This window comes from Salinivibrio sp. SS3 (genome assembly GCF_001722105.1).
GTDB lineage: Bacteria > Pseudomonadota > Gammaproteobacteria > Enterobacterales > Vibrionaceae > Salinivibrio > Salinivibrio kushneri.
Genome location: NZ_MEBQ01000023.1, coordinates 177,299 through 202,663, shown reverse-complemented (window position 1 = coordinate 202,663; position 25,365 = coordinate 177,299). Strand labels below are relative to the sequence as shown.

The 25,365-nt window shown below is 50.0% G+C and carries 24 protein-coding genes, 1 CRISPR repeat array and 2 riboswitches; of the genes, 12 read left to right on the top strand and 12 right to left on the bottom strand.

Annotation, left to right across the window (positions count from 1 at the left end; genetic code table 11):
* Window positions 1–65 precede the first annotated feature (65 nt).
* Window positions 66–710 (top strand): MBL fold metallo-hydrolase, encoded by a 645-nt coding sequence (locus BGL48_RS10040; protein ID WP_069362505.1) that lies wholly within the window; start codon window positions 66–68, stop codon window positions 708–710.
* A 56-nt stretch (window positions 711–766) separates the two neighbouring features.
* On the opposite strand, the gene BGL48_RS10035 is transcribed toward BGL48_RS10040, so the two are convergent.
* Complete coding sequence (locus BGL48_RS10035; RefSeq protein WP_069362504.1) at window positions 767–1,453, bottom strand: DUF2982 domain-containing protein; 687 nt, start codon at window positions 1,451–1,453, stop codon at window positions 767–769.
* Window positions 1,454–1,715: 262 nt separating this feature from the next.
* On the opposite strand from BGL48_RS10035, the gene BGL48_RS10030 reads away from it, so the two are divergent.
* Window positions 1,716–2,081, top strand: coding sequence for a MarR family transcriptional regulator (locus BGL48_RS10030; RefSeq protein ID WP_069362503.1), 366 nt, complete (start codon window positions 1,716–1,718; stop codon window positions 2,079–2,081).
* A gap of 292 nt (window positions 2,082–2,373) precedes the next feature.
* The gene (locus BGL48_RS10025; protein ID WP_069362502.1) at window positions 2,374–2,805 is read left to right on the top strand and encodes a hypothetical protein; all 432 of its coding nucleotides are present in this window, start codon (window positions 2,374–2,376) and stop codon (window positions 2,803–2,805) included.
* A 35-nt stretch (window positions 2,806–2,840) separates the two neighbouring features.
* Here BGL48_RS10025 and BGL48_RS10020 read toward each other — a convergent pair whose 3' ends face one another.
* Window positions 2,841–3,257 (bottom strand): hypothetical protein, encoded by a 417-nt coding sequence (locus tag BGL48_RS10020; RefSeq protein ID WP_069362501.1) that lies wholly within the window; start codon window positions 3,255–3,257, stop codon window positions 2,841–2,843.
* A gap of 189 nt (window positions 3,258–3,446) precedes the next feature.
* Between BGL48_RS10020 and BGL48_RS10015 the strand changes: the two genes are divergently transcribed.
* The gene (locus BGL48_RS10015; protein ID WP_069362500.1) at window positions 3,447–4,067 is read left to right on the top strand and encodes a thiopurine S-methyltransferase; all 621 of its coding nucleotides are present in this window, start codon (window positions 3,447–3,449) and stop codon (window positions 4,065–4,067) included.
* A gap of 100 nt (window positions 4,068–4,167) precedes the next feature.
* Here the strand turns inward: BGL48_RS10015 and BGL48_RS10010 are convergent, their stop codons facing one another.
* The 6 genes from BGL48_RS10010 to BGL48_RS09985 all read right to left on the bottom strand — a co-directional run bounded on the left by BGL48_RS10010 (window position 4,168) and on the right by BGL48_RS09985 (window position 10,077).
* Window positions 4,168–5,067, bottom strand: a complete 900-nt coding sequence (locus BGL48_RS10010) for a DMT family transporter (protein WP_176719651.1) — start codon at window positions 5,065–5,067, stop codon at window positions 4,168–4,170.
* Window positions 5,068–5,164: 97 nt separating this feature from the next.
* Window positions 5,165–6,055, bottom strand: coding sequence for a cytidine deaminase (gene cdd / locus BGL48_RS10005; RefSeq protein WP_069362498.1), 891 nt, complete (start codon window positions 6,053–6,055; stop codon window positions 5,165–5,167).
* A 203-nt stretch (window positions 6,056–6,258) separates the two neighbouring features.
* Window positions 6,259–6,996 carry an ABC transporter substrate-binding protein gene (locus tag BGL48_RS10000; RefSeq protein ID WP_218089804.1) on the bottom strand — a complete coding sequence of 246 codons (738 nt, stop codon included), beginning with the start codon at window positions 6,994–6,996 and terminating at the stop codon, window positions 6,259–6,261.
* A gap of 85 nt (window positions 6,997–7,081) precedes the next feature.
* Window positions 7,082–7,585, bottom strand: coding sequence for a hypothetical protein (locus BGL48_RS09995; protein WP_069362496.1), 504 nt, complete (start codon window positions 7,583–7,585; stop codon window positions 7,082–7,084).
* A gap of 269 nt (window positions 7,586–7,854) precedes the next feature.
* Window positions 7,855–9,276 (bottom strand): exodeoxyribonuclease I, encoded by a 1,422-nt coding sequence (gene sbcB / locus BGL48_RS09990; RefSeq protein WP_069362495.1) that lies wholly within the window; start codon window positions 9,274–9,276, stop codon window positions 7,855–7,857.
* Window positions 9,277–9,492: 216 nt separating this feature from the next.
* A complete protein-coding gene (locus BGL48_RS09985; protein WP_069362494.1) occupies window positions 9,493–10,077 on the bottom strand; it encodes an FMN-dependent NADH-azoreductase in 585 nt (194 codons plus the stop codon).
* A 324-nt stretch (window positions 10,078–10,401) separates the two neighbouring features.
* Here BGL48_RS09985 and BGL48_RS09980 point away from each other — a divergent pair, with 324 nt between their 5' ends.
* A complete protein-coding gene (locus BGL48_RS09980) occupies window positions 10,402–11,076 on the top strand; it encodes an HAD family hydrolase (protein WP_241828147.1) in 675 nt (224 codons plus the stop codon).
* Window positions 11,077–11,193: 117 nt separating this feature from the next.
* Here BGL48_RS09980 and BGL48_RS09975 read toward each other — a convergent pair whose 3' ends face one another.
* The gene (locus BGL48_RS09975) at window positions 11,194–12,612 is read right to left on the bottom strand and encodes an alanine/glycine:cation symporter family protein (protein ID WP_069362493.1); all 1,419 of its coding nucleotides are present in this window, start codon (window positions 12,610–12,612) and stop codon (window positions 11,194–11,196) included.
* Between the two features lie 81 nt (window positions 12,613–12,693).
* Window positions 12,694–12,771, bottom strand: a riboswitch (glycine riboswitch).
* A 3-nt stretch (window positions 12,772–12,774) separates the two neighbouring features.
* Window positions 12,775–12,862: riboswitch (glycine riboswitch) on the bottom strand.
* Window positions 12,863–13,121: 259 nt separating this feature from the next.
* Between BGL48_RS09975 and BGL48_RS09970 the strand changes: the two genes are divergently transcribed.
* On the top strand, window positions 13,122–14,288 hold the full coding sequence (locus tag BGL48_RS09970) for a J domain-containing protein (protein WP_069362492.1): 1,167 nt from the start codon (window positions 13,122–13,124) through the stop codon (window positions 14,286–14,288).
* Window positions 14,289–14,488: 200 nt separating this feature from the next.
* A complete protein-coding gene (locus BGL48_RS09965) occupies window positions 14,489–15,667 on the top strand; it encodes an amidase family protein (protein WP_083238525.1) in 1,179 nt (392 codons plus the stop codon).
* A 334-nt stretch (window positions 15,668–16,001) separates the two neighbouring features.
* Here the strand turns inward: BGL48_RS09965 and BGL48_RS09960 are convergent, their stop codons facing one another.
* Window positions 16,002–16,271, bottom strand: coding sequence for a TIGR03643 family protein (locus BGL48_RS09960; protein ID WP_069362490.1), 270 nt, complete (start codon window positions 16,269–16,271; stop codon window positions 16,002–16,004).
* A 218-nt stretch (window positions 16,272–16,489) separates the two neighbouring features.
* Window positions 16,490–18,680: a CRISPR direct-repeat array (repeat unit 28 nt; unit sequence GTTCACTGCCGCACAGGCAGCTTAGAAA).
* A 445-nt stretch (window positions 18,681–19,125) separates the two neighbouring features.
* On the opposite strand from BGL48_RS09960, the gene BGL48_RS09955 reads away from it, so the two are divergent.
* From BGL48_RS09955 to BGL48_RS16610, 3 genes are read left to right on the top strand one after another with little or no spacing between them, the layout of a single operon-like run.
* Window positions 19,126–19,374, top strand: a complete 249-nt coding sequence (locus BGL48_RS09955) for a type II toxin-antitoxin system ParD family antitoxin (protein ID WP_069362489.1) — start codon at window positions 19,126–19,128, stop codon at window positions 19,372–19,374.
* On the top strand, window positions 19,371–19,523 hold the full coding sequence (locus BGL48_RS16615; protein ID WP_218089803.1) for a type II toxin-antitoxin system RelE/ParE family toxin: 153 nt from the start codon (window positions 19,371–19,373) through the stop codon (window positions 19,521–19,523). The genes BGL48_RS09955 and BGL48_RS16615 overlap by 4 nt, the downstream gene beginning before the upstream one ends.
* Window positions 19,520–19,696, top strand: a complete 177-nt coding sequence (locus BGL48_RS16610) for a type II toxin-antitoxin system RelE/ParE family toxin (protein ID WP_218089802.1) — start codon at window positions 19,520–19,522, stop codon at window positions 19,694–19,696. The genes BGL48_RS16615 and BGL48_RS16610 overlap by 4 nt, the downstream gene beginning before the upstream one ends.
* A 213-nt stretch (window positions 19,697–19,909) precedes the next feature.
* Here BGL48_RS16610 and BGL48_RS09950 read toward each other — a convergent pair whose 3' ends face one another.
* Both BGL48_RS09950 and BGL48_RS09945 read right to left on the bottom strand, forming a co-directional pair.
* Window positions 19,910–20,194, bottom strand: a complete 285-nt coding sequence (locus tag BGL48_RS09950) for a helix-turn-helix domain-containing protein (protein WP_069362488.1) — start codon at window positions 20,192–20,194, stop codon at window positions 19,910–19,912.
* On the bottom strand, window positions 20,187–20,510 hold the full coding sequence (locus BGL48_RS09945; RefSeq protein ID WP_069362487.1) for a type II toxin-antitoxin system RelE/ParE family toxin: 324 nt from the start codon (window positions 20,508–20,510) through the stop codon (window positions 20,187–20,189). The genes BGL48_RS09950 and BGL48_RS09945 overlap by 8 nt, the downstream gene beginning before the upstream one ends.
* Window positions 20,511–20,765: 255 nt before the next feature.
* Here BGL48_RS09945 and cas1f point away from each other — a divergent pair, with 255 nt between their 5' ends.
* Window positions 20,766–21,737, top strand: coding sequence for a type I-F CRISPR-associated endonuclease Cas1f (gene cas1f / locus BGL48_RS09940; RefSeq protein ID WP_069362486.1), 972 nt, complete (start codon window positions 20,766–20,768; stop codon window positions 21,735–21,737).
* Window positions 21,734–25,180 (top strand): type I-F CRISPR-associated helicase Cas3f, encoded by a 3,447-nt coding sequence (gene cas3f / locus BGL48_RS16490; RefSeq protein ID WP_069362485.1) that lies wholly within the window; start codon window positions 21,734–21,736, stop codon window positions 25,178–25,180. The genes cas1f and cas3f overlap by 4 nt, the downstream gene beginning before the upstream one ends.
* Window positions 25,181–25,365 lie beyond the last annotated feature (185 nt).

Below are 25,365 nucleotides of genomic sequence, written 5' to 3'. Positions count from 1 at the left end.
CCTGAGGGCGTGTCACGGATTGCGTGTTATTGCGCCACTGAACAGACAAAGAGAAGGTTAACCCCATGGCGTTGCATTATGACATTGTGCCAGTCACGGCATTTCAGCAAAATTGCTCCATTATTTGGTGCGACCAAACGCAACAGGCGGCTGTCGTGGATCCCGGTGGGGATATAGCTAAAATTCGCCAGGTCATTCATTCACTAGACGTGACAGTGACGAAAATCCTTTTAACGCATGGCCATTTAGATCATGTTGGTGGCACTGTCGAGCTTGCTAGGGCGTTGAATGTCCCCGTGGTGGGACCGCACAAAGAAGACGCTTTTTGGTTACAAGCGTTGCCGGCACAAGCCCAAATGTTTGGTTTCGCGCACGCTGAGCCGTTTGACCCTGATCAGTGGCTACAACAAGGTGACACCGTATCGGTCGGCGATAGCACACTCTCAGTGTTGTTTGCCCCAGGACATACCCCAGGCCACATTGTGTTTGTCGATTTAGAAGGGCGCACCGCTTGGGTCGGGGATGTGCTGTTTAACGGGGGGATCGGGCGGACTGATTTTCCTAAAGGGGATCATGCGACCTTGATCAACGCCATTAAAAACACCCTGCTGCCGGTTGGGGATGATGTGACCTTTATCCCTGGCCATGGCCCGACATCGACCTTGGGTCATGAGCGGAAAACGAATCCCTTTTTGACGGGCGCGTTCTAGCATATCGTCGAAAGCTGCTGGCCTTTGCGGGTGCCCCAGGCTAAGGACTGGGGCTGTTAGTGATCACCGCTGGCAGCGGCCAAGTAGCGCCGAGTGACGCCAACAAAGTCTTCGAGCGGCCTGTCGAGCAAGTCTTCACTGACAAACAAATCGTACCCCAGCAATTCTCTGGTGTAGCGCATACGGTTTGCCAGCATGGCCATCAAGCCTTTGTAGAGCACGCCGTTACTTCCCCGATAGGGTGTGTCATCAAACATCATGTCTTCCAGCGGTTTGCTGGGTTTATGGTCTCCACGCCGATACGCCGTGATCAGCAACGCGCGTTGCGTCATAATAATATGGGTCACCATGCGCAAGCTGATGCTGTCTAAAAGCGCATCGTAACCCTTAATCTTAATCCCAACCCATGGAAGTGGCTCACCTAACCCTTGCTGATGGAGATGCGGAAAGCCAATGGCTTCAATGTTTCGCCACTTTAGCACCCAACCACCACGAAAACTATGGTGTTGTAAATGCATAAATGATAAGGAAAAAGAGAGCTGAGCACGTTGAAGCAACTGGTTGACGGTATAAAAAATAGCCATCATCGCCGCCAAGCCCAATACGCCCTGGCCAAGAGAGAGCGTCGGTTGGACCAAGAAAAAGCAGATCAAAAGAAATGCGACCGCCATGGCGGCTAACATGCTCCAGCGCGCCGCTTCAAATTGAGGGGGATAGATTTTGATCGTTTTTAAAGCATCCATGATCATCCATTCTACGCAAGGGGGACGGAACCGCTCCGCATTTTTCATAAACTATCGGTGGATAATACGCCCATAGTGTCTGATTAGTTTGCCTAAGAATCACTGGATTGGTAAACATTTATCGCTGAATATCACGATCTTTGCGCCTATTAGGGGGCGGTTACCTACAAAAGTGGCGGGAAATTTGGTATAACACGCGCTTTGTTTTTCACCCGCTGCATTCAGCAAGCCTGAACGCAGTGCGTCGGAGTAGGATGATTGAATGAAAATCTCTCACAAGCGTAAGGTACAACTTAAACTCAACAAACGTGTTAAGGCATCATCGCCAGCACGTCAGCGTCCGGTTAAATCAAAACCGGTTGCCGCTGCGAAACCCGCCGCAAAACCATCTACCAAGGCACCGGTGGCGAGCGCAGCCTCTTCATTGACGCCGAAGCAACAGCAAGTGCTCGAGATTGTTCAAGCAAACCCCGAAGGAATTAATCCAAAAGGGATTGGCCTTGCGGCAGGTCAAGAAGACACCAAAGCGGCATCGTGGGCGACAGGTGCATTGAAAAAGCTGACCGAAGAAGGCGCCGTTGAGCGTGTTCAAGTCGCCGCTAACAAGGTGATTTACAAAGCTTGCTGATCCCTTTGCGCACCCGCTTACGTGTTTGATGACGGTATTTAATGCGTAAGCGGATGTTCACCCGACTCGCTAATATGCTTGTCTGATTTTTTTCCCGCATTGTGATGTAAGGGTAAATAAAAATTTCTATTATCAACCAGTTGTTTTTATGGTGTTAATGAAGTATGTCTTTATTGCGTATTCCCTTATCTAAAGCATGATCAAGCGCAAAATACTGTACGATCTTCCAGACATACGTTTAAAACTGCCTATAGTGGGAGTGTCTATTTCATTTTCTGTCTGGAGGTAAGCCATGGATGTGCTGTCAACCCAGCTGAAAGCGCCCACAGAAGTCGTTTTCGACTACACCCACTTTTTGTGTGAGAGTCAGCAACCCAATTGGACGTTTACCGATATTTTTCGCAGTTTATTGCCCATCTTTACGACTGTGCTTGAACACCAAACCAGTGATGGCAACCCACCGCTTTCTGCACAAGAGCAGCTTTACCAGCAAGCCACTCGCGTAATGTCGGTGCGTAACACTGATACAGCCAACTTGGTACAGCTCGCACGCATTGCACGTCAACAAGGCATTGAAGAGCTAACGATTTTAATGCCTTATGCCCTTGAATATCGGCAAATGGAAGCGATTAGCCAGCAAACCGATGCGCAAATAGAGTACAGCAATGAGAACCATGAATGGGTTCGCCTAACGCTATCCTCAAGTCTTAACCCTCAATCCTAACCACCCGTACGCCCAGTTTATTGATACTGCGTGAATTAGTGACGCTGGATGAAGGCGGGATCGACGCGCGCGATCCCTTGTTTGTTTTGCTCACAATAATTGAACGGCTTGTCTGTTGCGGTAAAGGCAATAATGGCACATGAGGTGTCAGCGGCTAACGCTGCGTCAATAAGCGCTTCATCATCGTACCCCGCTTGGCGATGGACCACTCGCACTTGATTGGTATTGATACCCCAGAGGCTAAGCTGTGCCGCATTTAAAGCGCGAGGTGGATTAATGATCGTGACCCACTTGGGCTGGCGTGCTTGTAGTGCAATCGCGCGTAAGATCGCCTGCCAGTGTGCGTTTACCTGTGTGGTGACGGTAAAAGCAGCATGATAGCAAGACGATGGCGTGACACGCGCAGAAGACTGAGCTTTCGCTTGATTTGACACATTGGACGTCACGTACATAAAAAACCTGTATATATCATCATTACTGTATGTTTAAACAGTAATGTTTTGTGGCGTCACTCGCAAGTCACTCAGTGGTTAGTTTGTGATCAGGATCGGAATTAGATCGCGAGGCATCGCGTTAATACGATGAATGAGTTTGGGGAAATAACTTGCTAAAATCACGGTTTTCATCACGTTGGAGAGCGCATGGAACAAGAGTTCTGGCATCAGCGCTGGGCTGAAAATCAAATAGGCTTTCACCGAGATACGGTACACCCGATGCTTATCCGCCATTGGCCGTCACTGGCACCACAAAGTGACGAAACGGTTTTGGTGCCCCTTTGCGGAAAGTCGATCGATCTCAACTGGCTTGCGGAAAAACACCAGCATGTGATTGGCGTCGAGCTTAGTGAGATCGCCGTTCGTGCCTTTTTCTCGGAAAACTTATATACCCCGCAGGTTTATCGCGCACCGTCAGGGCATACCCATTATTGTTTTGATGAACTGGAGCTGATCAATGGCGATTTCTTTACCGCGCGCCTGAGTCCTATGCCATTGATTTATGATCGCGCGGCCTTGGTGGCCATGCCGCCTGCGATGCGCGCGCAGTATGTCAGCCATATTCGAACCTTGCTGGCACCTGGGGGGCGTTTGCTGCTGATTACCTTATTTTATCCGCAAGCGGATGACACGCCGCCATTTTCCATTGATGCGTCAGTGGTAGAAGAGGCGTTCCAAGGGTTAGACATTCGGTTGCTTGAAACCCACACGGAACCAGACGGCGAGCGCGGTGAACAAGTGTGGTTAATCAAAGCGGCGGCGTCGTAGTGGCTGATTTGAATGAGAGCGCGTCAAGGGGCCATAACGGCCCCTTTTCTTTGACAGCGCTTTCTTAGTGGGCAAGTGAACGTAGAAGCGGGAAAACCGGTTACGCGAGCTTGTTTTTGGCCTGTGTGTATTGGCGTGATTCCCAGTGAGTAATAAAAAAGACCGCTGCAATAATAATACCCGCCCCTAACCATAGTCGGCCGGGAGGGACCCAACTAAACACCAGCCAACCAAAGAGGACGTTAAGAGGGAGTTTAGCGTGATCAAAAGGCTGGACAAAAGAGGCATCGGAAACGGCATATGCCTTCGCAATGGCCCACTGGGCGAGGGCAGTCAGTATGCCAGCGCCAAATAACATCCACCAAGCAGTGGATGTTTGGGGGAGCGTCCAATCAGGTACGGCGAGTAGCAAATTAAAGGGCGTAATCAACAAGAGTAGGTATACCACCATGGTGGTGGGTGGGTCGTAAGCGGATAAACGTTTCACCATCAGAGAGTAAGTTGCCCAGAAAAACGCCGCTCCCACGGGCAACAAGGTTGCCCAAGTGAACGCACTTGACCAAGGCTCGAGGATAATCATGGCACCACAAAATCCAGCGAGCGTCGCAAGGCCGCGTGCGATCCCGACCCGCTCACGCAAAAATAGCCCCGAGCCGACCGTGGCGAATAGCGGTGAGGTCATTAATAGCGCAATCCCTTGCCAAATGGGCACTGGATAGGCCAGCGCCCAGAGCCACAGTTGAATACCAATCACAGAGATAAACACCCGCAGGCAATGCTGACTAAGGTGCTGGGTTTTCAGTGCTTGACGGACCCCCAGTTGTTTCAACCAAGGGATCATCGCCACCAGGGCGATGGCGTATTGAATGAAGGCAACCGTGGTAGAGGGTAAGCCCATTTTAAAACTAACGTACTGAGACAGGCTGTTAACAAGGGCAAAACACAAGCCTGCGGTCAGCATCCAGGTCGCGCCTTGGAGTGGGTGATGAATCTGTTTCATTGCCGTGACTATCAGAGAAAAGACGCACGGATAGTAGCGCAAATCCGGCCTCAGGGCGACCTGAAATCCCTGAAGACCGGATCAATCAGGAAAGCGCTTAGCGGGTTGAATAGACTAAGGGTATATCCGGGTCAATGGCATCCAGTGTTGCCTGGGTATCGGCAAGGTGACTGACTGTACTACTTGCCATCTCGGCCAGCGCAACAGAGCGAATGTCTGTCCAATGGTAGCCCGCCATATTAACCGCGATTAATGCGACCTGAAGAGGCGGAAGGCTTGGGTTAAACGCCGCGTTTTCGGCATACATGCCAGAGAAAAACTCGCCATCACTGGTTTCAACCGCTGCCCCGCTATAGTTACCTGAGTAGGGCGCGTGACTGCGGTTAGCGGCGTCAGCGGCCGCTTTTAGCAAGGGGATATCAATATCATCCGTTGATAATTGATTGGACTCGTCGGTCAATAAGCGAGATTCAATGCCCAAATCGGCAGGACCAAACGGCTCAGGTAGATAAGTGTGCAGATCTTTCGCGTCGGATTGTGGCAGCTGGATGCTTAAGGACTCAGCGCCATTGAGTTCATTCATGAACTGTCGACAGTGGCCGCATGGGCTGTAATTGATCGTAATATCGGTGAGGCGTTTTGCCCCTTTTGTCCAAGCATGGCTGATAGCGCATTGCTCGGCATGCACTGTTTGCCCTAGCTGCACCCCGGTGAATTCAATGTTTGCGCCTAAATACAGGGTGCCGCTCTCATCACGGACAATCGCACCCACATTAAACTGCGAAATGGGGGTAACAGCGTAGGCCGCCGCCAAAGGCAATAAAGCAAGACGCAGTGCGGCGCCGCTAAGGCCACTGGCGGATTCCATCCGCGCCACCTGCTCTGGTGTGAAGCTAGCACCAAAGTTTGCGTTATTTATCCAATCAGAGACGACGCTTTGTAGGGCGTCGGGTAATTGTGTCAGTGCGTCAGTAAGTGCGGTTCGCATAGCATCTCTTCTTTATCATTAACGGGCGGATAGTGTAGAGAAGCCTTTCTGATAGTTGTGTGATTAATGTCACGTGTGGTTTGCAAAGAGATATTTGTTGCTGAAAGTTAGAGTGACATCAATGTTTCTATGACGATGAAAGTGGCCATTATGACGGCGTGAGTAGGCAGAAACGTTTGCGAGCCGAAAGGCGGTTAATGCATTTATGGCTGCCAATCGACATAGGGGCGATGCACCTTACGATACTCGCGCGCGAGATCCCCCTCCTCGCGTAAACGGGTAATCAAGCGTGTGAGATAGGCATCGATTTCTCGACCTGCTTCTCCTTTCGGGATAATAAAGACATCTTCTAAGTCGGCAAAGTGCGCGCGTTTTATCGTGGTCAAACCTAGCTCTTTGAGTACCATGTCTGCTTCCTCTTGCGCCCAAACAAAGCCATCAATTCTTTCCGCCGCCAAACGCAACAAAGATTGTTTAATACTGTGCGAGCGTTGCACTTTAAAAGGCATATAGTAGGGGACGGCCTCAACGGTATAGCGCGAGGGGTTCGCCCAGAGTTCTTTAACTGTAAGGGGGACCGCTTTATTGGTGTAAAGGACATGGGTGACCAGACCAAATGATACCTCGCTAAAGTCGAATGGCAGGGTGGATACCTCCCGCGTTGGGCGCACGGCGGGTAAACCAAAATCAGCCTGACCTTGGGCCACATGATTAATCGCTCTATGGATCGGAAAAACCTCGATATTGATCTTGGTGCTTGGGTCTTGCGCGTCGAGATAGCGGACAAAATCGACAAACGCGCCGCTACCATCCAAATTGATCAAGCCAGGCAGTGCGCCAAGGTGTGCCACATAGGTTTGTTCAATAGTCGCCCGAGTCGGTGCGGAGAGAATGAGCAGCGTGATAAACAACAGAGGCGGTAAGTAGTGGCGTGGCATCATTTCTCTCCCGGATATCAAGACCAATCGACAAAGCTACCATGACGCTCTGACACAACATGCCCGCGGCATAGCACGGGCATCAACGCTAAGCTTGGGTCAGTAACGCTGTCATGCCAATAATGACTGCCGCTGCCGTGATCAGGATCGTGAGTGGTTTAGCAATACTAAACGATGACGCCTCAATGGTGGCTGAATCCGTTAAAGACGCTGGGGGCGTCTGCGATGCAGCGTTTGCAGCGCGTCCTGGACGCTTAGCCAGTGTTTGCTGTGGCAGTGACACACGAAAACCAAACTCACCGACCACCTCAAACGGCAGGCATTTTTTGCCGTTGCGGTAGGATTTGGCCATTAATGATGTCACTACACTTTGATGCTGGGCAAATGAGCTATCAGGTAAGGCAACTTGTTTGAACAATGTGCGGCTAGAGAGTACCTCTCCGGCATAGTAGCATAGCATCTCGAGCAAACGAGATTCTTCGTAAGAGAGGACCGTCATCGTGTCATCGATCCAATATAACGTACGGCTTTCTGGCTCGAAATCAACCTCAGGAAAGCGGTAACAGCGCGTATCTACTTTTGTTGTCATCATTGCCACACTCCAAACAACATCCTTTTTAAAAGTGTGGACTCAAATCACAGAACTGCAACTGGTCAAGCTATCTTTTTTTTGGTAGGGCAAAGCAGGCAGTGTGTCAGCATTGCTAGTTAATTACTTTAAAAACATAAAGTTATTAAAAGAAGGCGACTCAGCGAATCCACGTTCGCTACCTGGTGGGTAGACGAACGTCGGAATGAGGTTGGGTCGCCGTATTGACCAGTCGGTGTATCGGCGATGCGTCTATCGTAACCGTCCCCGTGTTAGCCAACCAGTGATTCCACATAGTGGTAAACCGCTTTTAAAATGCGCACCTTATCCTCCTCCGCTTGGTGCTGTTCAGCGAGGTGCTGCAGATTATCCATATAGGCAGCAAGGTGTGTTTCAAAGTAATCACGTCGATGCATAAACCACTTTTTCTGCTCGGCTTCGGTCAGCGTCCACGGGTAATTGCGCGCGCGATACCGGAATAACAGTGGCTTGATACGCCAGTCGTCAACGCTGAGATCCAGGGCGGCAAGATTCTCTGGATCGCGTGCACGGATGATATCCATCGCACTGCGATCGCTTTTCGAGAAAAAGCCCGCATACAGGGCCGTATCCACGTCCTGATCGTCGAAAGGCTTGGCATCGGCAAACACATTAACCAGTTTTTCACGCAATTCTGGTGCGGCTTTCAATGTTTTTAGGTGTTGTAAGCAGGCTTCGCGATCCACACCGAGCCGGGTGGCATCGTCGGGGCGTAAGGTTTTCGCATCGGCGAGAACGGGACATTTATTGATATGCACCAGCTTGAGTGGTGCGGGTAACTCATTGTCAGCGAGTGCGTGATGGGGCGTATACAAACGTTCGCGAAGCGCATCGGCATCCAATTCAAACAAAGGGGCTGGATCACGGGCCAGATCGACAGTAATCACAGCGTTGGGGTTATCAGGATGCCAGGCGACGGGCACGATCCAGCTGGTGTTGCCGCGCTCTGTGCCGAACATACCGGAAACATGAACCAGTGGTGTCATATTGACCACATCAATCAGATGCTTGATTTTGTTTTTATTCCGATGTTTTAACAAATAATCAAATAGCCGTGGCTGTGCCGCCTTGATCTTTTTCGCCAGCTCTATGGTCGCGTGTACATCGGCCATGGCATCGTGCGCGTCGCTATGTTCAATACCGTTGGCGACGGATAAGTTTTCGAGTTTAAAGCTGGGCTTGCCGTTGTCATCGTAGGGCCATTCAATGCCGTCGGGGCGCAGTGCGTAGCAGGCGCGCATCACATCAAGCAAATCCCAGCGCGAATTACCGTTTTGCCAGCTCCAGCCGTATGGGTCAAAAAAGTTGCGGTACAGCGTGTAGCGCGTCACTTCATCATCGAAACGGACGTTGTTATACCCAAGGATACAGGTATTGGGTTGCGAGAAAGCAGCATGGATTTGTGCGATGAATTCTGGCTCGGGTAAGCCTTTTTTCAATGCCAGCTGTGGCGTAATCCCGGTGACCAAACAGGCTTCCGGTGCCGGTAAGTAGTCATTGGGGGGTTGACAGTACAGGACTAAGGGTTCACCGATGACATTAAAGTCACTGTCGGTACGCACGCCAGCAAATTGGCAAGGTCTGTCTTTACCTGGATGGGTGCCGAATGTTTCAAAGTCGTAGAAAAAAAAGCTTGGCTGGTCGGCGTCTGTCACAATCGAATCCAACTTGATCAATCAAAAGGGGGCAGGTTGAGACCCTGCGATAAAGGCTCATGGTAACATTGGCACCGTTTAACACCAATCTTGGCTTGGTTGGGGTGATTGGAGGCGTGACGCATCCAGAAACAAAGAAAGCCTGCCAGTAGGCAGACTCTCATAGGCGAGCAGAGTGTTGCTCGTTGCGAAATCGGTTTACCGCACCGCTTTCCGTTATGAGGCAAGGCGCTTAAGCGTTTGCTTGGCCTCATCAATGGCTTGGCTTGCAGTGTCTTCGCCCATCGCCAGTCCCTCGGCGTAAACAAACTCGACGTCGGTGATGCCGATAAAGCCAAGTACGGTTTGCATATAGCCAGTGACATGATCCGTCGCGCCGCCCTTATGCATGCCACCACGGGTTGTTACAACAATCGCGCGCTTGCCTTGCAATAAACCTTCGGGGCCATTTTCGGTGTAACGGAAGGTCACGCCGGCACGGGCAACGAGATCGATCCAGGCTTTGAGTTGCACGGGGATCGTAAAGTTGTACATAGGTGCCGCAATCACCAAGGTATCGCTTTGCTGAATTTCTTCAATCAACTGATCGGAGGCTTGCTGTACTTGTTGCTGGGCGTCAGTAAGCCCGTCTGCCCCGCGTAAACCGCCCACATTGTCACCAGTGAGAACTGGCAATGGGGTAGAAGCAAGATCGCGCTCAATCAGCGTGTCAGGAGATAGCTCATCCACCACACTATTAATCACCGCGTTTGAGCTTGAGTAGGGGCCAAGAATACTTGATTTCAATACCAGCGCTTTCATGCGTCTCTCCTTAAAGTTAATGGGCGTATTGCACATGATGTTGTTTTGTTGACTCGATGTAGTCTAGAGATTTTCACAACGAACACCAGCGTACAGATTCGTTAAACTTGTTCAAAATTTTTGTTGATGTCGATACGCGTGGCGTGGTGAGTTGCGCGACGTGAGTATGAGCGTATGATGGCGGCCGATAGTCGTTCTAAATGTAAAAATAATGTTATAATGCCCGTTGTGTTGGCTAGGTACCCAGGACAAAGAACGGCAAAGCGCCAGATCAAATCACAAGTCGGTCGCTTGTGGGACGCAACGGGGTTTGAGGAAATGCGCGTGAAAAATTTATTTATGTTAGACGTGGATGGCACGCTGGTCGACAGCTGCCAGATGGACCACGAGTGTTTTAGCGAAGCGGTTTATGACGTCACCGGCTTAACGGTGCCGGATGATTGGGGAGGCTATACCAATGTCACCGATGCGGGGATCATTGAAGAACTGATTGATAGCCATGAGCTTCAGCGCGAAAAAATCATGTTGTTTCGAGAAATAAAGCGCGTATTCACCCATAAACTGGCCAACGCCATTGCTCAGCAAGGATTAAAGCCGTTGCCAGGCGCGGTGGCATTTATTGATGAGATGCGTCATATGCCCACGGTTGCCTTGGCGATAGCAACAGGCGGTTGGGAAGAAACCGCACGGATGAAACTCAAAGCCGCTGGTTTTAATATTGACGGTATTGTCTTTTCTTCTTGCTCAGATGCGATGAGTCGCAGCGAGGTAATGGCATTGGCAGCGTTCCGTGCCAAACAAGATTACGGTGTCCATTTTGAGCGTCGCATTTATTTTGGTGATGGGGTGTGGGATAAACAAGCCACACAGTCTCTTAACTATGAGTTTGTCGCCGTCGGTGACAAAGTGGAGCATGATGTGAGGGTAAGTAATTTTACTAACCCACGTGCTATTTTGGGTAAGCTTGGCATTGAAGAATCGCAGCGCCAATACGCCTAATCGCTTGTGTGTAAACGCGATACAATGCGTGAACGCGAACAATGAGCAGACAAGAAAAGCCGAAGCATCGATGCTTCGGCTTTTTATCAGACGAGCATTCGCCAATACATGACTTGCTTACTGTGTATCAACCACCGCATTGTTGCCTTGGTTAGGCACAGCGTTTGAGGCTGCGCGGTTGTCATAGGAAGCAAAGTAGGCTTGAGTTTCCGCTATCACTACCTTGCGCAGCAGCAATAAGCCAATCAAGTTAGGAATAGCCATTAAGCCATTGACGATATCGGCCAGTATCCAAATGGTGTTTAATTGAATAAAGGCACCAGATGCAATTAAGCCAATAAAGAATAGCTTGTAGATATAAATCGCTTTTTTGCCAAACAGGTACGCAACACAGCGTTCACCGTAATAGTGCCACCCTAAAATGGTGGTGAAGGCAAAAAACAATAGACCAATATTCACCAACATCGGACCAACAGCGCTTTCCATCCCTACCGCAAAGGCATGTGAAGTCATGGCGGCCCCCGCTAACTCACCCGACCAAGATTGCGTGAGGATCAAGGTGAGCCCGGTCATGGTGCAAATCACCAGTGTATCGATAAAGGTGCCGGTCATTGATACCAAACCTTGCTCGACACAGGAGTCGGTTTTTGCTGCGGCCGCGGCAATGGGCGCACTCCCGAGGCCAGATTCGTTAGAGAATACCCCACGTGCAATACCCGATTGAATCGCCAGCATCATGCCGGCACCCGCAAAGCCACCGGTTGCGGCCATACCGTTGAAAGCAGACTCAAACACCAAACTGACGGCTTGTGGCAGTTGCGCGGCGTTTGCCACGAGTACCCATAAGCATGCGCTTACATAGAGTACTGCCATTACGGGCACAATCTTGGCGGCGACGGCAGAAATGGATTTAACTCCGCCTAGTGTCACTAAGGCGACAAGCACGGTCAAAAGTCCAGCAACGGCGACAGTAGGAATGTTGAATAAATGGGTCGCCGCGCTGCTAATGGCGTTGACTTGTGGGAAGGTGCCAATGCCAAAACATGCCACGCCGAGTCCAAATAAAGCAAAGAGCTTGGCGAGAATAGGTTTACCGGCCCCTTTAGACAGGTACATCATTGGTCCACCAAGCATGTTGCCTTTATGGTCGACCTCACGGTATTTTACCGCGAGTAGACACTCGGCGTACTTAGTCGCCATGCCCAAAAAGGCGGCGAGCCACATCCAAAACAGCGCACCAGGGCCGCCAAGAGAGATGGCTGTAGCCACGCCGATAATATTCCCCGTCCCTATGGTCGCGGATAAGGCTGTACACAGTGCCGCAAACCCTGACACATCCCCCTGGGTTTTGGCGTTCGACGGCTTAAAGATTTGCTTGAGCGCAAACGGCAGGCGACGGAGTTGGAGTAACCCCAACCGTACTGTAAAAAAGAGCCCCGTACCGGTGAGTAGCAAAAGAAGCGGTGGCCCCCATATCCAGTCGTCAATGGTGCCTAGAAGTGTTTGTATATCCGGTAGTTGCGAAAAAAATGGCATTAATTCCCCCTTTAAACATCAAAGGAGGAGATAGACCACACTAATATTAACAAAAGTGCTACATATTGGGGTGGGTATCTCCTCTGTCCTTTTGCCTGAGAGTTTCACTTGAAAACAAGCTTGCTCCTTCGGCGCCCGAACTAACGGGTCTCTCCAGAGTCTCCTCCAACAGCAGTCCATACAATTAAGTGCCTGAAAGATTTACTTCTTCGGCGGATGGCGTCGGCCACCTCTCTCCTGCTGTCTTCATCGGAACGTCGTTATGACGGAAAGTATGATAGATCACAAAAATTTGAATGCAATGCAAAAATGAGTGAACGGGGAATAATTCTTTCTTAAGAGCAAAAAATACAAATTTCTAGTGTTTTTTTCTAACAACCGAGGCGACAACTCTCGCTTTCTCCGAGTTTGTTAACGCTAAATGAGACAAAAGGGGGTTAATTTTTTACCACATTGGCCGATAAATTGACTAATCTAGGCAGGCGTATACTAGGATAACGAGCAGTCACATGACCACGTGGAACGAACTTTTAGGCGTGAATGCTGGCGATAATGCCGAGCAAATAAAACAACGCTATAAGCGACTTTCTAGCCGCGTACATCCAGACAAAGGAGGGAGTACGGGGCTAATGCAGCTGGTCAGTGAAGCCTATCAAGCGGTGAAGTCAGGCAAGGGCGAGGGGAGTGCGCTCGGTCAATCACAAAGTGACGCCAGCCAAGCGGCATTGCGCAGCCAGATCGCGCAACTGCAAAAAGAAGTGTCGGCGTTGCAACAAGAAAACCGAACACTGAAGTCCCGCCAAGCCAATACCCAAATCCCCGCCCACTTGACGGCCAAAATGGCCAAGCTTGAGTTTGATAACCGCCAATGGCGTGAGCAATATCAAAAACTCGAGCGACAGCACCAGTCGTTAGAATCTCAACATCATGCTTTACAGCGCGAGCAGGACCAACGCAAAAAAGATTTGCTGCAGGTGAACCGCGAGTTAAAAGAAGCGCTAACGCGCGCAGAGCAACTGGAAACCGATCTTACCCGCAAAGCCACCCCTGTCACATTAAAGCCAGCGAAACCTGGCTTATCGTGGCGCTGGGTGCTTGCGTCTTGGGCAATGATAGCACTGCTAATTAGCCCTTTGCATCAATGGCAGCAATGGGTTGATCGCGTTTTGGGTCAAAATCAGGATCAGACGGCTCAACGTGTACGTATTATTGATCCAGCGCCCGCAGAGCCTCAGCCCACGCAAGTGAATAATGTGCCTCAGCCTCAGGCGGCGCCTGCGCCAGTGAGACCTGTTGCCCCAATGATTCAGCTTAACCCTGACGCGAATCAGTGGCATATCAATCAATATGCAGAGACCGCACGGCCTTACTTGGCCTTACGCAGTGAGCAAGGGTCATATGTGGTCGCGAATTGTATGGGCGAGTTTTATATCTACCTTAATCAGGGCTATCAGCCTCTCCGTGTGCCACCAAACTTGGATTACGTAGCACAGCGTCAGCACTTTCATGTTTATGCTATTCCTTACGGGCAGGGGGCGTCGGTGGATAGTTGGCAGTTGGCACGTAAGGTACAAATACTCGAACACACCTTCGTTAGTGCTGACTTGGCGCCCAAACTCAGCGCATTTGAACAATCGTGCCGACAAGTACCCGGCTTAACCGCGGTAAACTTATAAACAGTACCGTGATTAAGCAGAGGGGCTTACATTGCCTTGCTTATCACATCGCATCGCAAAAAAGTCGATAGCGAGCTAGCAGGCGGCGAGTTCGCACGCGGCGAGTTCACACGCCCAAGGTATCAGTGCGGTAAACCGTGAAAGTGCGCCTAATTTCATGCCCATGTATTACACTGACCCATAAGTAATAAGCGTGACTGATGAGGCCTGTGTACATGCTCGATCAAGCGATGTTTGCGCACCAATTCGATCCACCACGGCAAGACAGCCTCAATGGGGTGTTTCGGCGTTATAAACTGGCAGTCTCTCACTCGGTGTCTGTTGAGGAACATGTCGCTGGTATCGGGATCCCCTCATGGTCTGAGGGACGCACCGCCGCCAGCCAAGACGCTGCGGTGGTTAAAACCATGATGGCGCAAGGGGCCAGCCTGATAGGGCAACTGCAAATGGACCCCTCAGGCGTTAGTATTACCGGTTTTAATCCCTTTTACGCGGAGCTTCGCAACCCCCACTTTCGTCAGTACCGCGTGGGAGGGGCAAACGCAGGTATCGCGGTGGCGGTGGCAAAAAAATTGGCTGATTTGGGCATTGGTAATGATGCATTTGGCGGCGTGCGGATCCCTGCAGCACACTGCGGCCTGTTTGGTTATCGTCCCACGTCAAGCCTGATCGATACCCAGGGGATCATCTCTGTCGCAGAAACCTTTGATAATGTGGGTGTCTGCAGCGCGGCACTTGGCCCGCTCAGTCAGTTTCAAGAGCTGGTCGCCAAGCCTTCCTCTGCGGTAACGAATATCCAGGGCGTAGTCATCGCCGAAGCGGTGTTTGCTTTGTTTTACAGTGACGAAGCGATGGCGCAGGTTTATCAGCATCTTGAGCGTTTAAGCTTACCGCAAGAGTCGACCCTAGCCATGAACAAACTGGTGCTGTCGCGGCTTGAAAATGCGCAGGTGTCGATTGCTAGCCAAGAATTTTTGCTGATGTATGGTACGTGGTTGCAACAGGCCAAGCTTGATTTACCCACCTCAACGCAACAGTATTTAGATCGCTTACAAGCGGTCGACTACAAAGCGCATTATCAGGCGAAGAAAACCCGCAAGCAGTTGAGAGATACCGTTTGTGCTATGTGGCCAAGTGATAAGGTGTTGCTGCTCCCATCCACACCGGGCGCCATTTTATCTCGTGCTGCGGATGCGTCAGACAGTGATGCGTTTAATTTATCGCAGCGCCGACTGATGGCGCTAGCGGAGGTTTGTGGTTTGCCCCAGCTCACTATCCCGTTGTTTGAGCATCAAAACACACCTTACGGAGTAACATTACTGGCTCACCCTTACAAAGATAAGTTATTGATGGAAGTAGCACGCCGTTGGCTCGATTAACCGTTTGGATTGCACCTTTATCCGCCCAGCCGTCAATAATTTTCTATAAAAAACCGTTTATTGCTTGTAATGTGTTGATAATCAAATAAAAAATAAGTCATGGGTTACGCGTTTACTATCAACAGAAACTGTGGATAACCGCTTGGATTAGTCGGTGTTTAACTTTATAAGGTCATGAAAAATAGGTTTATTTTATATGTTCTCGCTTTCGGTGATAACTCCGGTGAGTGTTACGAGAAAGTGACAAATTAGCTGTCACTTTGGTTTAACACCGCGTAGAGACTGTATTCATCCATATTCCGATCCAGTGATGCTGTCACTATTGTCACTATTGTCACTTTTTGGCTGATTTAAGTTTGTACTGTGTCTTACAATGGCTACGCATCACGTGCCTCGAACGCAGGGCGGTGTGTTTAGTTTTTCGCCTGCGAGTCCGTTCGCGCCATACTTTGAAGCTCCGCGGTTTTAATTCACGTCGCATTAACGCAATCACATCGTCTTGGCGTAGCCCATAGAGTGCTTCAATCGCCTCAAACGGGGTTCTATCTTCCCACGCCATTTCTATAATTCGGTCAATCTCTCCCGGTTGTTCGTTCAATGCCATGTCGGTCTCCTTGTGCTGGTGGCCAATAATACGCGTAGAGTCGGAAAAACCGATCAGCGTGTTCCTTCTAACCCATCAATACTGTTACCCTTGTTTTTGGGCTCTTTAAAAATAAACATTAAATACAGATAGTTACGAAAAGCCATTTTTAACAAGGGTAAAAGATGATGTTTATCCTAACGGCCTGTTGTTACTGACGATTATTACGTTATTCTATTGTTCACTGCCGCACAGGCAGCTTAGAAAACCCTTGAGTTTCTTTTATCGTCACAAACGTCGTTCACTGCCGCACAGGCAGCTTAGAAAATTTGACGCGCTACGCATTAACGCGCTTTTTAGTTCACTGCCGCACAGGCAGCTTAGAAAGATATTAAAATCTCTGCATTCAACACCTTAAAGTTCACTGCCGCACAGGCAGCTTAGAAAAAACACAGCACTCGTTGGCATTGCGCTGGATTGTTCACTGCCGCACAGGCAGCTTAGAAAACCTGCTGGCACACCACGCAGCGGATCAGCATGTTCACTGCCGCACAGGCAGCTTAGAAAAGCCACTGCCGCAATATCAGACAATCTCGATGGTTCACTGCCGCACAGGCAGCTTAGAAAGCTGAGATACGCCAGTGCATTTACAAGATACTGTTCACTGCCGCACAGGCAGCTTAGAAAACCTTGGCGCAAGTGGTCGCGGACAGTGTTACGTTCACTGCCGCACAGGCAGCTTAGAAATTCCCGATCTAACTAAGGCAACCTATGGTCGTGTTCACTGCCGCACAGGCAGCTTAGAAATATAGCGACAGACGTTTTCACTTATTTGGCGGGTTCACTGCCGCACAGGCAGCTTAGAAAATTTACTGAACATAGAAAAGAGAGAAAGCGAATGTTCACTGCCGCACAGGCAGCTTAGAAATTTATTTTCTCGAATGGATTGCTTTCGAGGTAGTTCACTGCCGCACAGGCAGCTTAGAAAGATAAACTAGATGCGCTCATTCGCTCAAATCCGTTCACTGCCGCACAGGCAGCTTAGAAAATAGTCGTCCATTGAAGCTCAGCCGTATGCAAGTTCACTGCCGCACAGGCAGCTTAGAAAGTGTCGCAGGATTCGTGCAACGGCACCATTGTGTTCACTGCCGCACAGGCAGCTTAGAAATGGTACTTTTCGCCTTTTGGCGGTAAGCCGTCGTTCACTGCCGCACAGGCAGCTTAGAAACAGTTTGCGCGCCATCAGATCTTCGAGCCCGACGTTCACTGCCGCACAGGCAGCTTAGAAAGATAAACAAACATGAGCTTAATATCACTGTTAGTTCACTGCCGCACAGGCAGCTTAGAAAGAAGACGACTTTTAAGGAGTCATAACCGATAAGTTCACTGCCGCACAGGCAGCTTAGAAAGCACGTATGAGCATCGACGCGACGATCGAATATGTTCACTGCCGCACAGGCAGCTTAGAAACCTAAAGGCCAGCCAGAGATGGTGAACCGTGGTGTTCACTGCCGCACAGGCAGCTTAGAAAATCAAGCGATGGGCCCTAACCAAACGTTATAGGTTCACTGCCGCACAGGCAGCTTAGAAACTGTATTCACAAGGTAAGAGTTTGAGCAGGGCGTTCACTGCCGCACAGGCAGCTTAGAAACGCAAAATTATCTTGCAGCGCTTTGAGCACTGGTTCACTGCCGCACAGGCAGCTTAGAAAGTTTTCGTCACTTCACCCGTCTGTGGGTTAGTGTTCACTGCCGCACAGGCAGCTTAGAAAAAAAGTGATGTGCAGTTATTTTATTGGGTGTAGTTCACTGCCGCACAGGCAGCTTAGAAAAACTGAGATTTTCCCCGTCTTTTGGTGCTTAAGTTCACTGCCGCACAGGCAGCTTAGAAATATCCAGCGCGTGCAGCCGATTTGGTGACAGAGTTCACTGCCGCACAGGCAGCTTAGAAAATTACTGAAATCACGCAGCTAAAAGAAGCGGCGTTCACTGCCGCACAGGCAGCTTAGAAAAATGAGTTGTAAAAGACGCCCGCCAGCTCTGAGTTCACTGCCGCACAGGCAGCTTAGAAACCATGAAAATTCATCTGACGCGCACTCATTCAGTTCACTGCCGCACAGGCAGCTTAGAAACAGCGATTCCGCCGCACGACGCACCGCGCGTGGTTCACTGCCGCACAGGCAGCTTAGAAATTTGAAGGTAATTTTGTCAGAAGCGGTTTCACGTTCACTGCCGCACAGGCAGCTTAGAAAAAGCCGGTAAAGCCAAAGAAAAGCGACGACAAGTTCACTGCCGCACAGGCAGCTTAGAAATCAAATTAAGGCAAACAACGAGGTATCGATAGTTCACTGCCGCACAGGCAGCTTAGAAAGTTTCCAGGTGTTCATATTCAACCCCTCGTTCGTTCACTGCCGCACAGGCAGCTTAGAAAAGATTAACGACCTGGCCGTCTGCCACGATCGAGGTTAATCGTTGGCCTCAATGTCGGATGGCGCGCGGCGTAAATCACACCAAGTTTGTACGATCGAGTTGGCGCTTATGCCGACCTACGCGAACTTTAATATCGGCGGTGCCATTGGCTTACATTGGTTATCGGAACAGCCACTTTTGGCCCGATGATACCATTGGCGTGGGTGACACAAGCCCCGGCACGGTGTTGGATATGTGCAAATTGCCAACGGGCGCCTGTCACGATCAGTGCTAATTTGACGACGATGGTGCATAGCGTAAGTCATACCAAGCTTGAATGAGAAGTCTTATGTGTGCTGCTGTAAATCCAACGTTGTTCGGCTGAATCAATATGAGTCAAAAAGTTGGGAGTCACTTACAAAAAGCGCTATATTCATTATTCATATTTATGAATAAGTGCGATAGTTATGGCAACAACAAGTTTAAGCTTAGGGGAGCACTGGGAAGTGTTTATTAAAAACGAGGTAGCAAGTGGCCGGTACGGCTCTGCTAGCGAGGTTGTTCGTGATGCATTACGCACGCTTGAGGAACGCAAAACCAAATTGGATGTGTTGCGCGCACATCTTGATGAGGGGGCTCAACAGGCAGCCAGTGACACGTTTGTCGATGACTTTTCAATGGATGAACTGATTAACGACTTGGACACAGAATCTTGACGGCGAGCCAAACAAAAAAGCAGGTTCGTATTACGCCCAGAGCACGTGATGATCTTAAAAATATTGGTCGTTACACTGAGCGTAAATGGGGAAAAGCACAGCGTAACACTTATTTAAAGCGCCTAGCTACGCGGTTTAACTGGCGTTGACACTAGCAGAGAACCCGCAACTAGGCCAGCATAGAACAGACATTGAAGACGGATACTATTGCTTTCCTGAAGGACAACATCTTGTCTTTTATCTTATCCGACGCCATGCAATTGATATCATTGGTGTTCCTCATAAAGAAATGGACATTATTAACCATTTCACTATTGGTTAGTGCGTTCATTGTGATTGATAACTACTGACATACGCACTACTAATGCGATCTTCCTTCAAATTCTTTGCTATGTTCACTGCCGCATAGGCAGCTTAGACACTGAAATAGTTACTTTTTTTGATACCAGTTCATTGTTAGTGGGTCGTGGCATAGAGGAAGTAGGGGGATGGTTCAATATCAACAAAAGCGTATGACTAGCAATGACCATACACGTTAATTTGACGCATGTTTATAGCCAAAGTTAAGCTTGCAATTGCATGCTTTTGCATAGTTAAACAGGGTTTTAACGGTTGGATTGCCTTTCCCTTTTTCAAGTCGAGAAATATTGCCTTCTTTCGTCCCCATACGTTCTGCAACCTCTCGTTGAGTTAGCCCCGCCTGCTTACGCATACTGAGCAACATATCTATCAATTCAAACTCAGGCGTCAATTCATCGTATGCTTGTTTCACGTCTGGGTTTTGTAATGCTCTCGCTTTTAATGCCTGTAAGCTATTCATTTTTCACCTCTCTCATACGCCCTGTTGCCAATGCTAAGTCTTTCTTTGGTGTCTTTTGGCTTTTCTTCACAAATGCATGAAGGACATAGATGTTGGGACCGTCTAAATAACAGAATAGACTTCGTCCGATTCCCTCTTTTGCTTTGGCGCGAATTTCAAACAGGCCGTTACCTATTGATTCTGTGTGAGGAGGACCCAAGTTTGCGCCATGTTTTTCTATTAGTTCGAGCAGCTTGAGCATTCGCGCTTGAATCTTAGGAGGCATGTTGAGAATGCTCTCTTCTACGCCTGGGTAAAAAACAATGTTCCAGTGCATCCTTCACTTCTTATTATCATATATGATAAGTTTTTGTGAGTCAAAATCCACTCATCATACCGAATAACCTCGAGCAATCCTGAGCGATTAGTGTTACCTGATTCGCATAACAATCGTACAGATAGCAGACTACGATCTTCCTTCAAACCCTAAACTGTGCCTTGTTTCACGGGCATGCATTGCTATTTTTGTTACCTTTCTAGCGCTTGTGAGTGATCTGCTTTGTCACTCGGGACAACCACGAAAGGGACACGCATGGACGATCTATCGCCCTCGGATCTTAAAACCATCCTTCATTCCAAACGCGCCAATATGTACTACCTCGAGCATTGCCGTGTAATGCAAAAAGACGGGCGGGTGTTGTACTTGGCGGAGGCGAAACGCGAAAACCTCTATTTTAATATCCCCATTGCTAATACCACTGTCTTACTGCTCGGCACTGGCACGTCAATCACGCAAGCGGCGATGCGTATGCTCTCGCAAGCAGGCGTCTTGGTTGGATTCTGCGGAGGTGGAGGCACACCGCTGCATATGGCAACCGACGTGGAATGGTTTACTCCACAAAGTGAGTATCGACCCACAGAATATCTGCAAGGTTGGTTATCCTTTTGGTTTGATGATCAAAAGCGACTGGACGCTGCACGGGCTTTTCAGCTGGCACGTCTGAGTTACTTAAAGGAGGTCTGGCAAGCGAGCCGTGAGCTTAAGCTTGAAGGGTTCGATGTGGCTGAACTAGCGGGGGCGCTCGACACCTTTGTGGAGCGAACCGAGACGGCCAGCAAGTCAGCTGATTTGCTCCTTACCGAAGCACAATTGACCAAAGCGCTCTACAAGCACGCCGCCAACCGCACCCAAAAAACCAGCTTTAAACGCCAGCATGAAGCCGACGATCTCGCCAACCGCTTTTTAAATCATGGCAACTACTTAGCCTATGGCTTGGCGGCGAGCTGTTTGTGGGTGCTCGGGATCCCGCACGGATTTGCGGTGATGCATGGCAAAACCCGTCGCGGCGCGCTGGTGTTTGATGCCGCTGACCTAATCAAAGATGCCATCGTGCTGCCTTGGGCGTTTGTATGCGCCAAAGAAAACGCCACCGAACAAGAATTTCGCCAGCAAGTCCTGCAAGCCTTTATTGAACACAAAGCGATGGACTTTATGTTCAACACCATCAAAGCCATTGCGCTGCAAGATTTCTCTGAGGATGAGATAACGGAGCAGCAACGATGATGGTGACCTTTATTTCTCAGTGCGAGAAAAAGGCACTGAAGAAAACCCGCCGCGTGCTCGATGCCTTTGCTAACCGAATTGGTGACAACACCTGGCAAACGCTGATCACCGACGATGGCCTAAACACGGTGCGAAAAATGCTGAGCAAAACCGCCAGCCGCAGCACCGCCGTCAGTTGTCATTGGGTTCGTTCGAGAACCCATAGCCAACTGGTGTGGATTGTGGGTAACCGCCGCAAGTTTAACTTAGAAGGCAATGTACCGGTCAATCGCACTGAGCTTGATCTTAGCCACAAAGAATGGGAGCAGGGCTGGCAGCTTAATGAGGTGATTGTGCTGGCAACGGCCATGGCGGGATTGTTTCACGATTTTGGCAAAGCCAATGCGTTGTTTCAGCAAAAGCTTCGCGGCCAAACGACACACCAAGGTGAACCGTATCGTCATGAGTGGGTATCCTTGCGTTTGTTTGAGGCGTTTGCCAAGGGCAAAAAGGATCAGCAATGGCTTGATGAACTCAGCGAGCTGACGCCTGAAACGGCTGTCGAGCATGAGGCAGAGATACTGGCACGACTGTTTACTGAAACAGACGGCTATCAGCCGGTCTTTGATGATTTATCGCCATTTGCACGTATCGTGGCTTGGCTGATTGTGTCGCACCATCGGTTGCCGGTGAACTATGATGATGGCGAAGCACCCGTTGAGCTATCGCAAATTGACCAATGGCTGAGCCGTTGCTTTGGCAGCCACTGGAATGCGCCCAACGCACTTGACCTCGCTAAATATGATCCGCAAGCGCTTGTCGACAACTGGTGCTTTCCCAATGGCACCCCGTTTTTAAGCCAGCCTTGGCAACACAAAGCGCGTCAATTGGCCCAGCGTGCCCGCCAATATTCGTGGAGCGCTCATGGACAAGTTGATTGGTTATCGCAGCGGTTTGTCAGCCATATGGCACGTTTATCATTAATGCTGGCGGATCGCTATTATTCGTCGCTTCCGTTGGAAAAGTCCAAACCCAAATGGCGCGATGGCCACTACGCGCCTATTGCTAACACAGACCAGTCTCAAGGCAAGCGCAAAAACGCGCCACCTAAACAACAGTTAGATGAACACAACATCGGCGTGGCCATTAATGCGAGACGCTTTGCGGAGAATTTACCCTCACTTAAATGGACATTGCCGGCGATTGCCCAGCACCGCCGTTTTAGCCAAAGCGCCGAACAAGAGAAGTATCACTGGCAAGATATCGCTTATCGGAAAACCAAAACCATAGCCACTCAGTCGGAAACGCAGGGCTTTTTCGGCATTAATATGGCGTCGACAGGTTGTGGGAAAACCATCGCCAATGCGCGCATTATGTATGCGTTATCCGATCCTTGGCAGGGGTGCCGTTTCTCGGTGGCGCTCGGGTTGAGAACATTGACCTTGCAAACCGGCGATGCGTATCGCGACTTGCTGAAACTTGGCGATGACGAGTTGGCTGTGCTCGTTGGCTCGCAAGCGATCCAACGCTTGCACGAGGCGCAAAATACGTCATATCAGTCTTCCGGCGGCAGTGAGTCTACCGAAGACTTTCTCGAGCAACTGTTTATTAGCTACGAAGGGCAAATCTACGATGGCCGATTGAAACACTGGCTGAATAATCAGCCTAAGCTGGAGAAATTGGTCAGTGCGCCAGTGTTAGTGAGCACGATTGATCACCTGATGCCCGCTACTGAAAGCCTGCGCGGCGGTCATCAAATTGCGCCCATGTTACGTCTGCTCAGTACTGACTTAGTCCTTGATGAGCCCGATGATTTTGGTCTTGAAGACTTACCGGCGCTGTGCCGCTTGGTGAACTGGGCAGGCATGTTAGGGTCACGGGTGCTGCTCTCATCGGCGACCTTGCCGCCTTCGTTAGTAAAAAGCTTGTTTGATGCCTATCGTGCGGGCAGGGCGCAGTTTAATCATGCCCAGTTTGGTGACAGCGCGACGACAAACGGCGCTGACGGTGCACCTGTGATTTGCGGCTGGTTTGATGAATTTACCAGCGAGATCCAGACGGTAACGAGCAAAACCGATTACGTGACTTACCACCGTGATTTTGTCTCAAAACGCGTTAAGCGATTAGAGGGCGAGCAACAGGTGCTACGCAAAGGGAAGACGGTAGACACCTCCGCGATTACCTCTCTGGCTGCTCCCCCAATATCCAGCGAACCTAACCTCGATTTTGGGCCGCTAGCGCAACTTATCCATACCCATATTCATCAGCTGCACCATGCGCATCACCAAACTCATGCATCCGGCAAAACAGTGTCGATAGGCGTGGTGCGCATGGCCAATATCGATCCGATGGTAGCGCTGACCCGCGCGCTGGTGCAAATCTCGCCAGATCCGGATCATGCGCTCTTTGTTTGCCCGTACCACTCCCAGTTTCCGCTGGCGTTGCGGTCTTATCGAGAAAGTCGTCTTGATGCGGCGTTAAATCGCCATGATGAAGCGGCGATTTTCGAACAGCCGGAGATTCGCCATGCCATTGAACACTGTGATGCCAACCATCTGATGTTTGTGGTGGTGGGCACGGCGGTGGTGGAAGTCGGGCGCGATCACGATTACGACTGGGCCATTGCCGAGCCGAGTTCAATGCGTGCCTTAATTCAGTTGGCGGGGCGGGTACAACGTCACCGACAGCAAGCGCCGGCGACCGCCAATATTCATGTGCTCGAGCAGAACGTCCGTGCGTTAAAAGGCAAGCATCCCGCTTATTGTAAGCCAGGCTTTGAAAGCGCGGCTGTCCCGCTCGAAAAAGGTTACAAGGTCACGCTTGATGAAGGGCTAACGGCAATTTCCGCCACACCGCGTATTCAGGAAGTTCCTAAGCTGGAAAAATGCGCCTTTGAGTTTGCTTTGCCGAAAAAAATAGAGGCCAAGCCGGTGAGCCACTGGGGCGTACAAGAGCACCGAGCATTGCGCTTTACATTAGAGCTGACGGGCGGGGAAAAGTACCAACCTGACTTCTTCCGAACCGGTAAGGAAGCCGAGCTGTGGTGGAATGAAACACTGAGCAGTCAAGCTGCCGGGCTTCGTTTTCCCGGTAAACATGCCAGCTGGAGCGGCGAACTGATCCGTCGCACCCCGTTTCGTCACAGCCAGCCCCAAGAAAGCTTTGTGCTGGCGTATAACGACGATGACAAGCTAGATTGGCAGCAGTTAGATACCTCACGTTACCCCTACCAATACGCTGATCACTCATATCGCTTTAAACCTGTCGAAACGTCCATGGCAGCCGGTTGCCACTGGTGGTTTGACGTTAATCCGGAGGCCGTCTATCAGCGCTTTGCTGACCAATTGGGGTGGCCGGTTAAAGAAGCGAGCCAGCATTTGGGCGAAATACGCCTCGCGGCTGAGCGAGAAGGCCAAAACATCACTTGGTGTTGGCATCCACAGCTGGGTGCTTATCGGGAATAAAAAGAGGGCAACGTGTATTGCCCTCAGAAATAAGCTGCCTATGCGGCAGTGTAACCGTTTGAAAAACAATATAATTTCTAAGCTATCGATGCGATAGAGCCAATAGTATAACGGAGTTTGGTTCCTTAGCTCAAACCTGACCTTGATCACTATCCATCAAATTATTTTATTTTTGATAGACACTA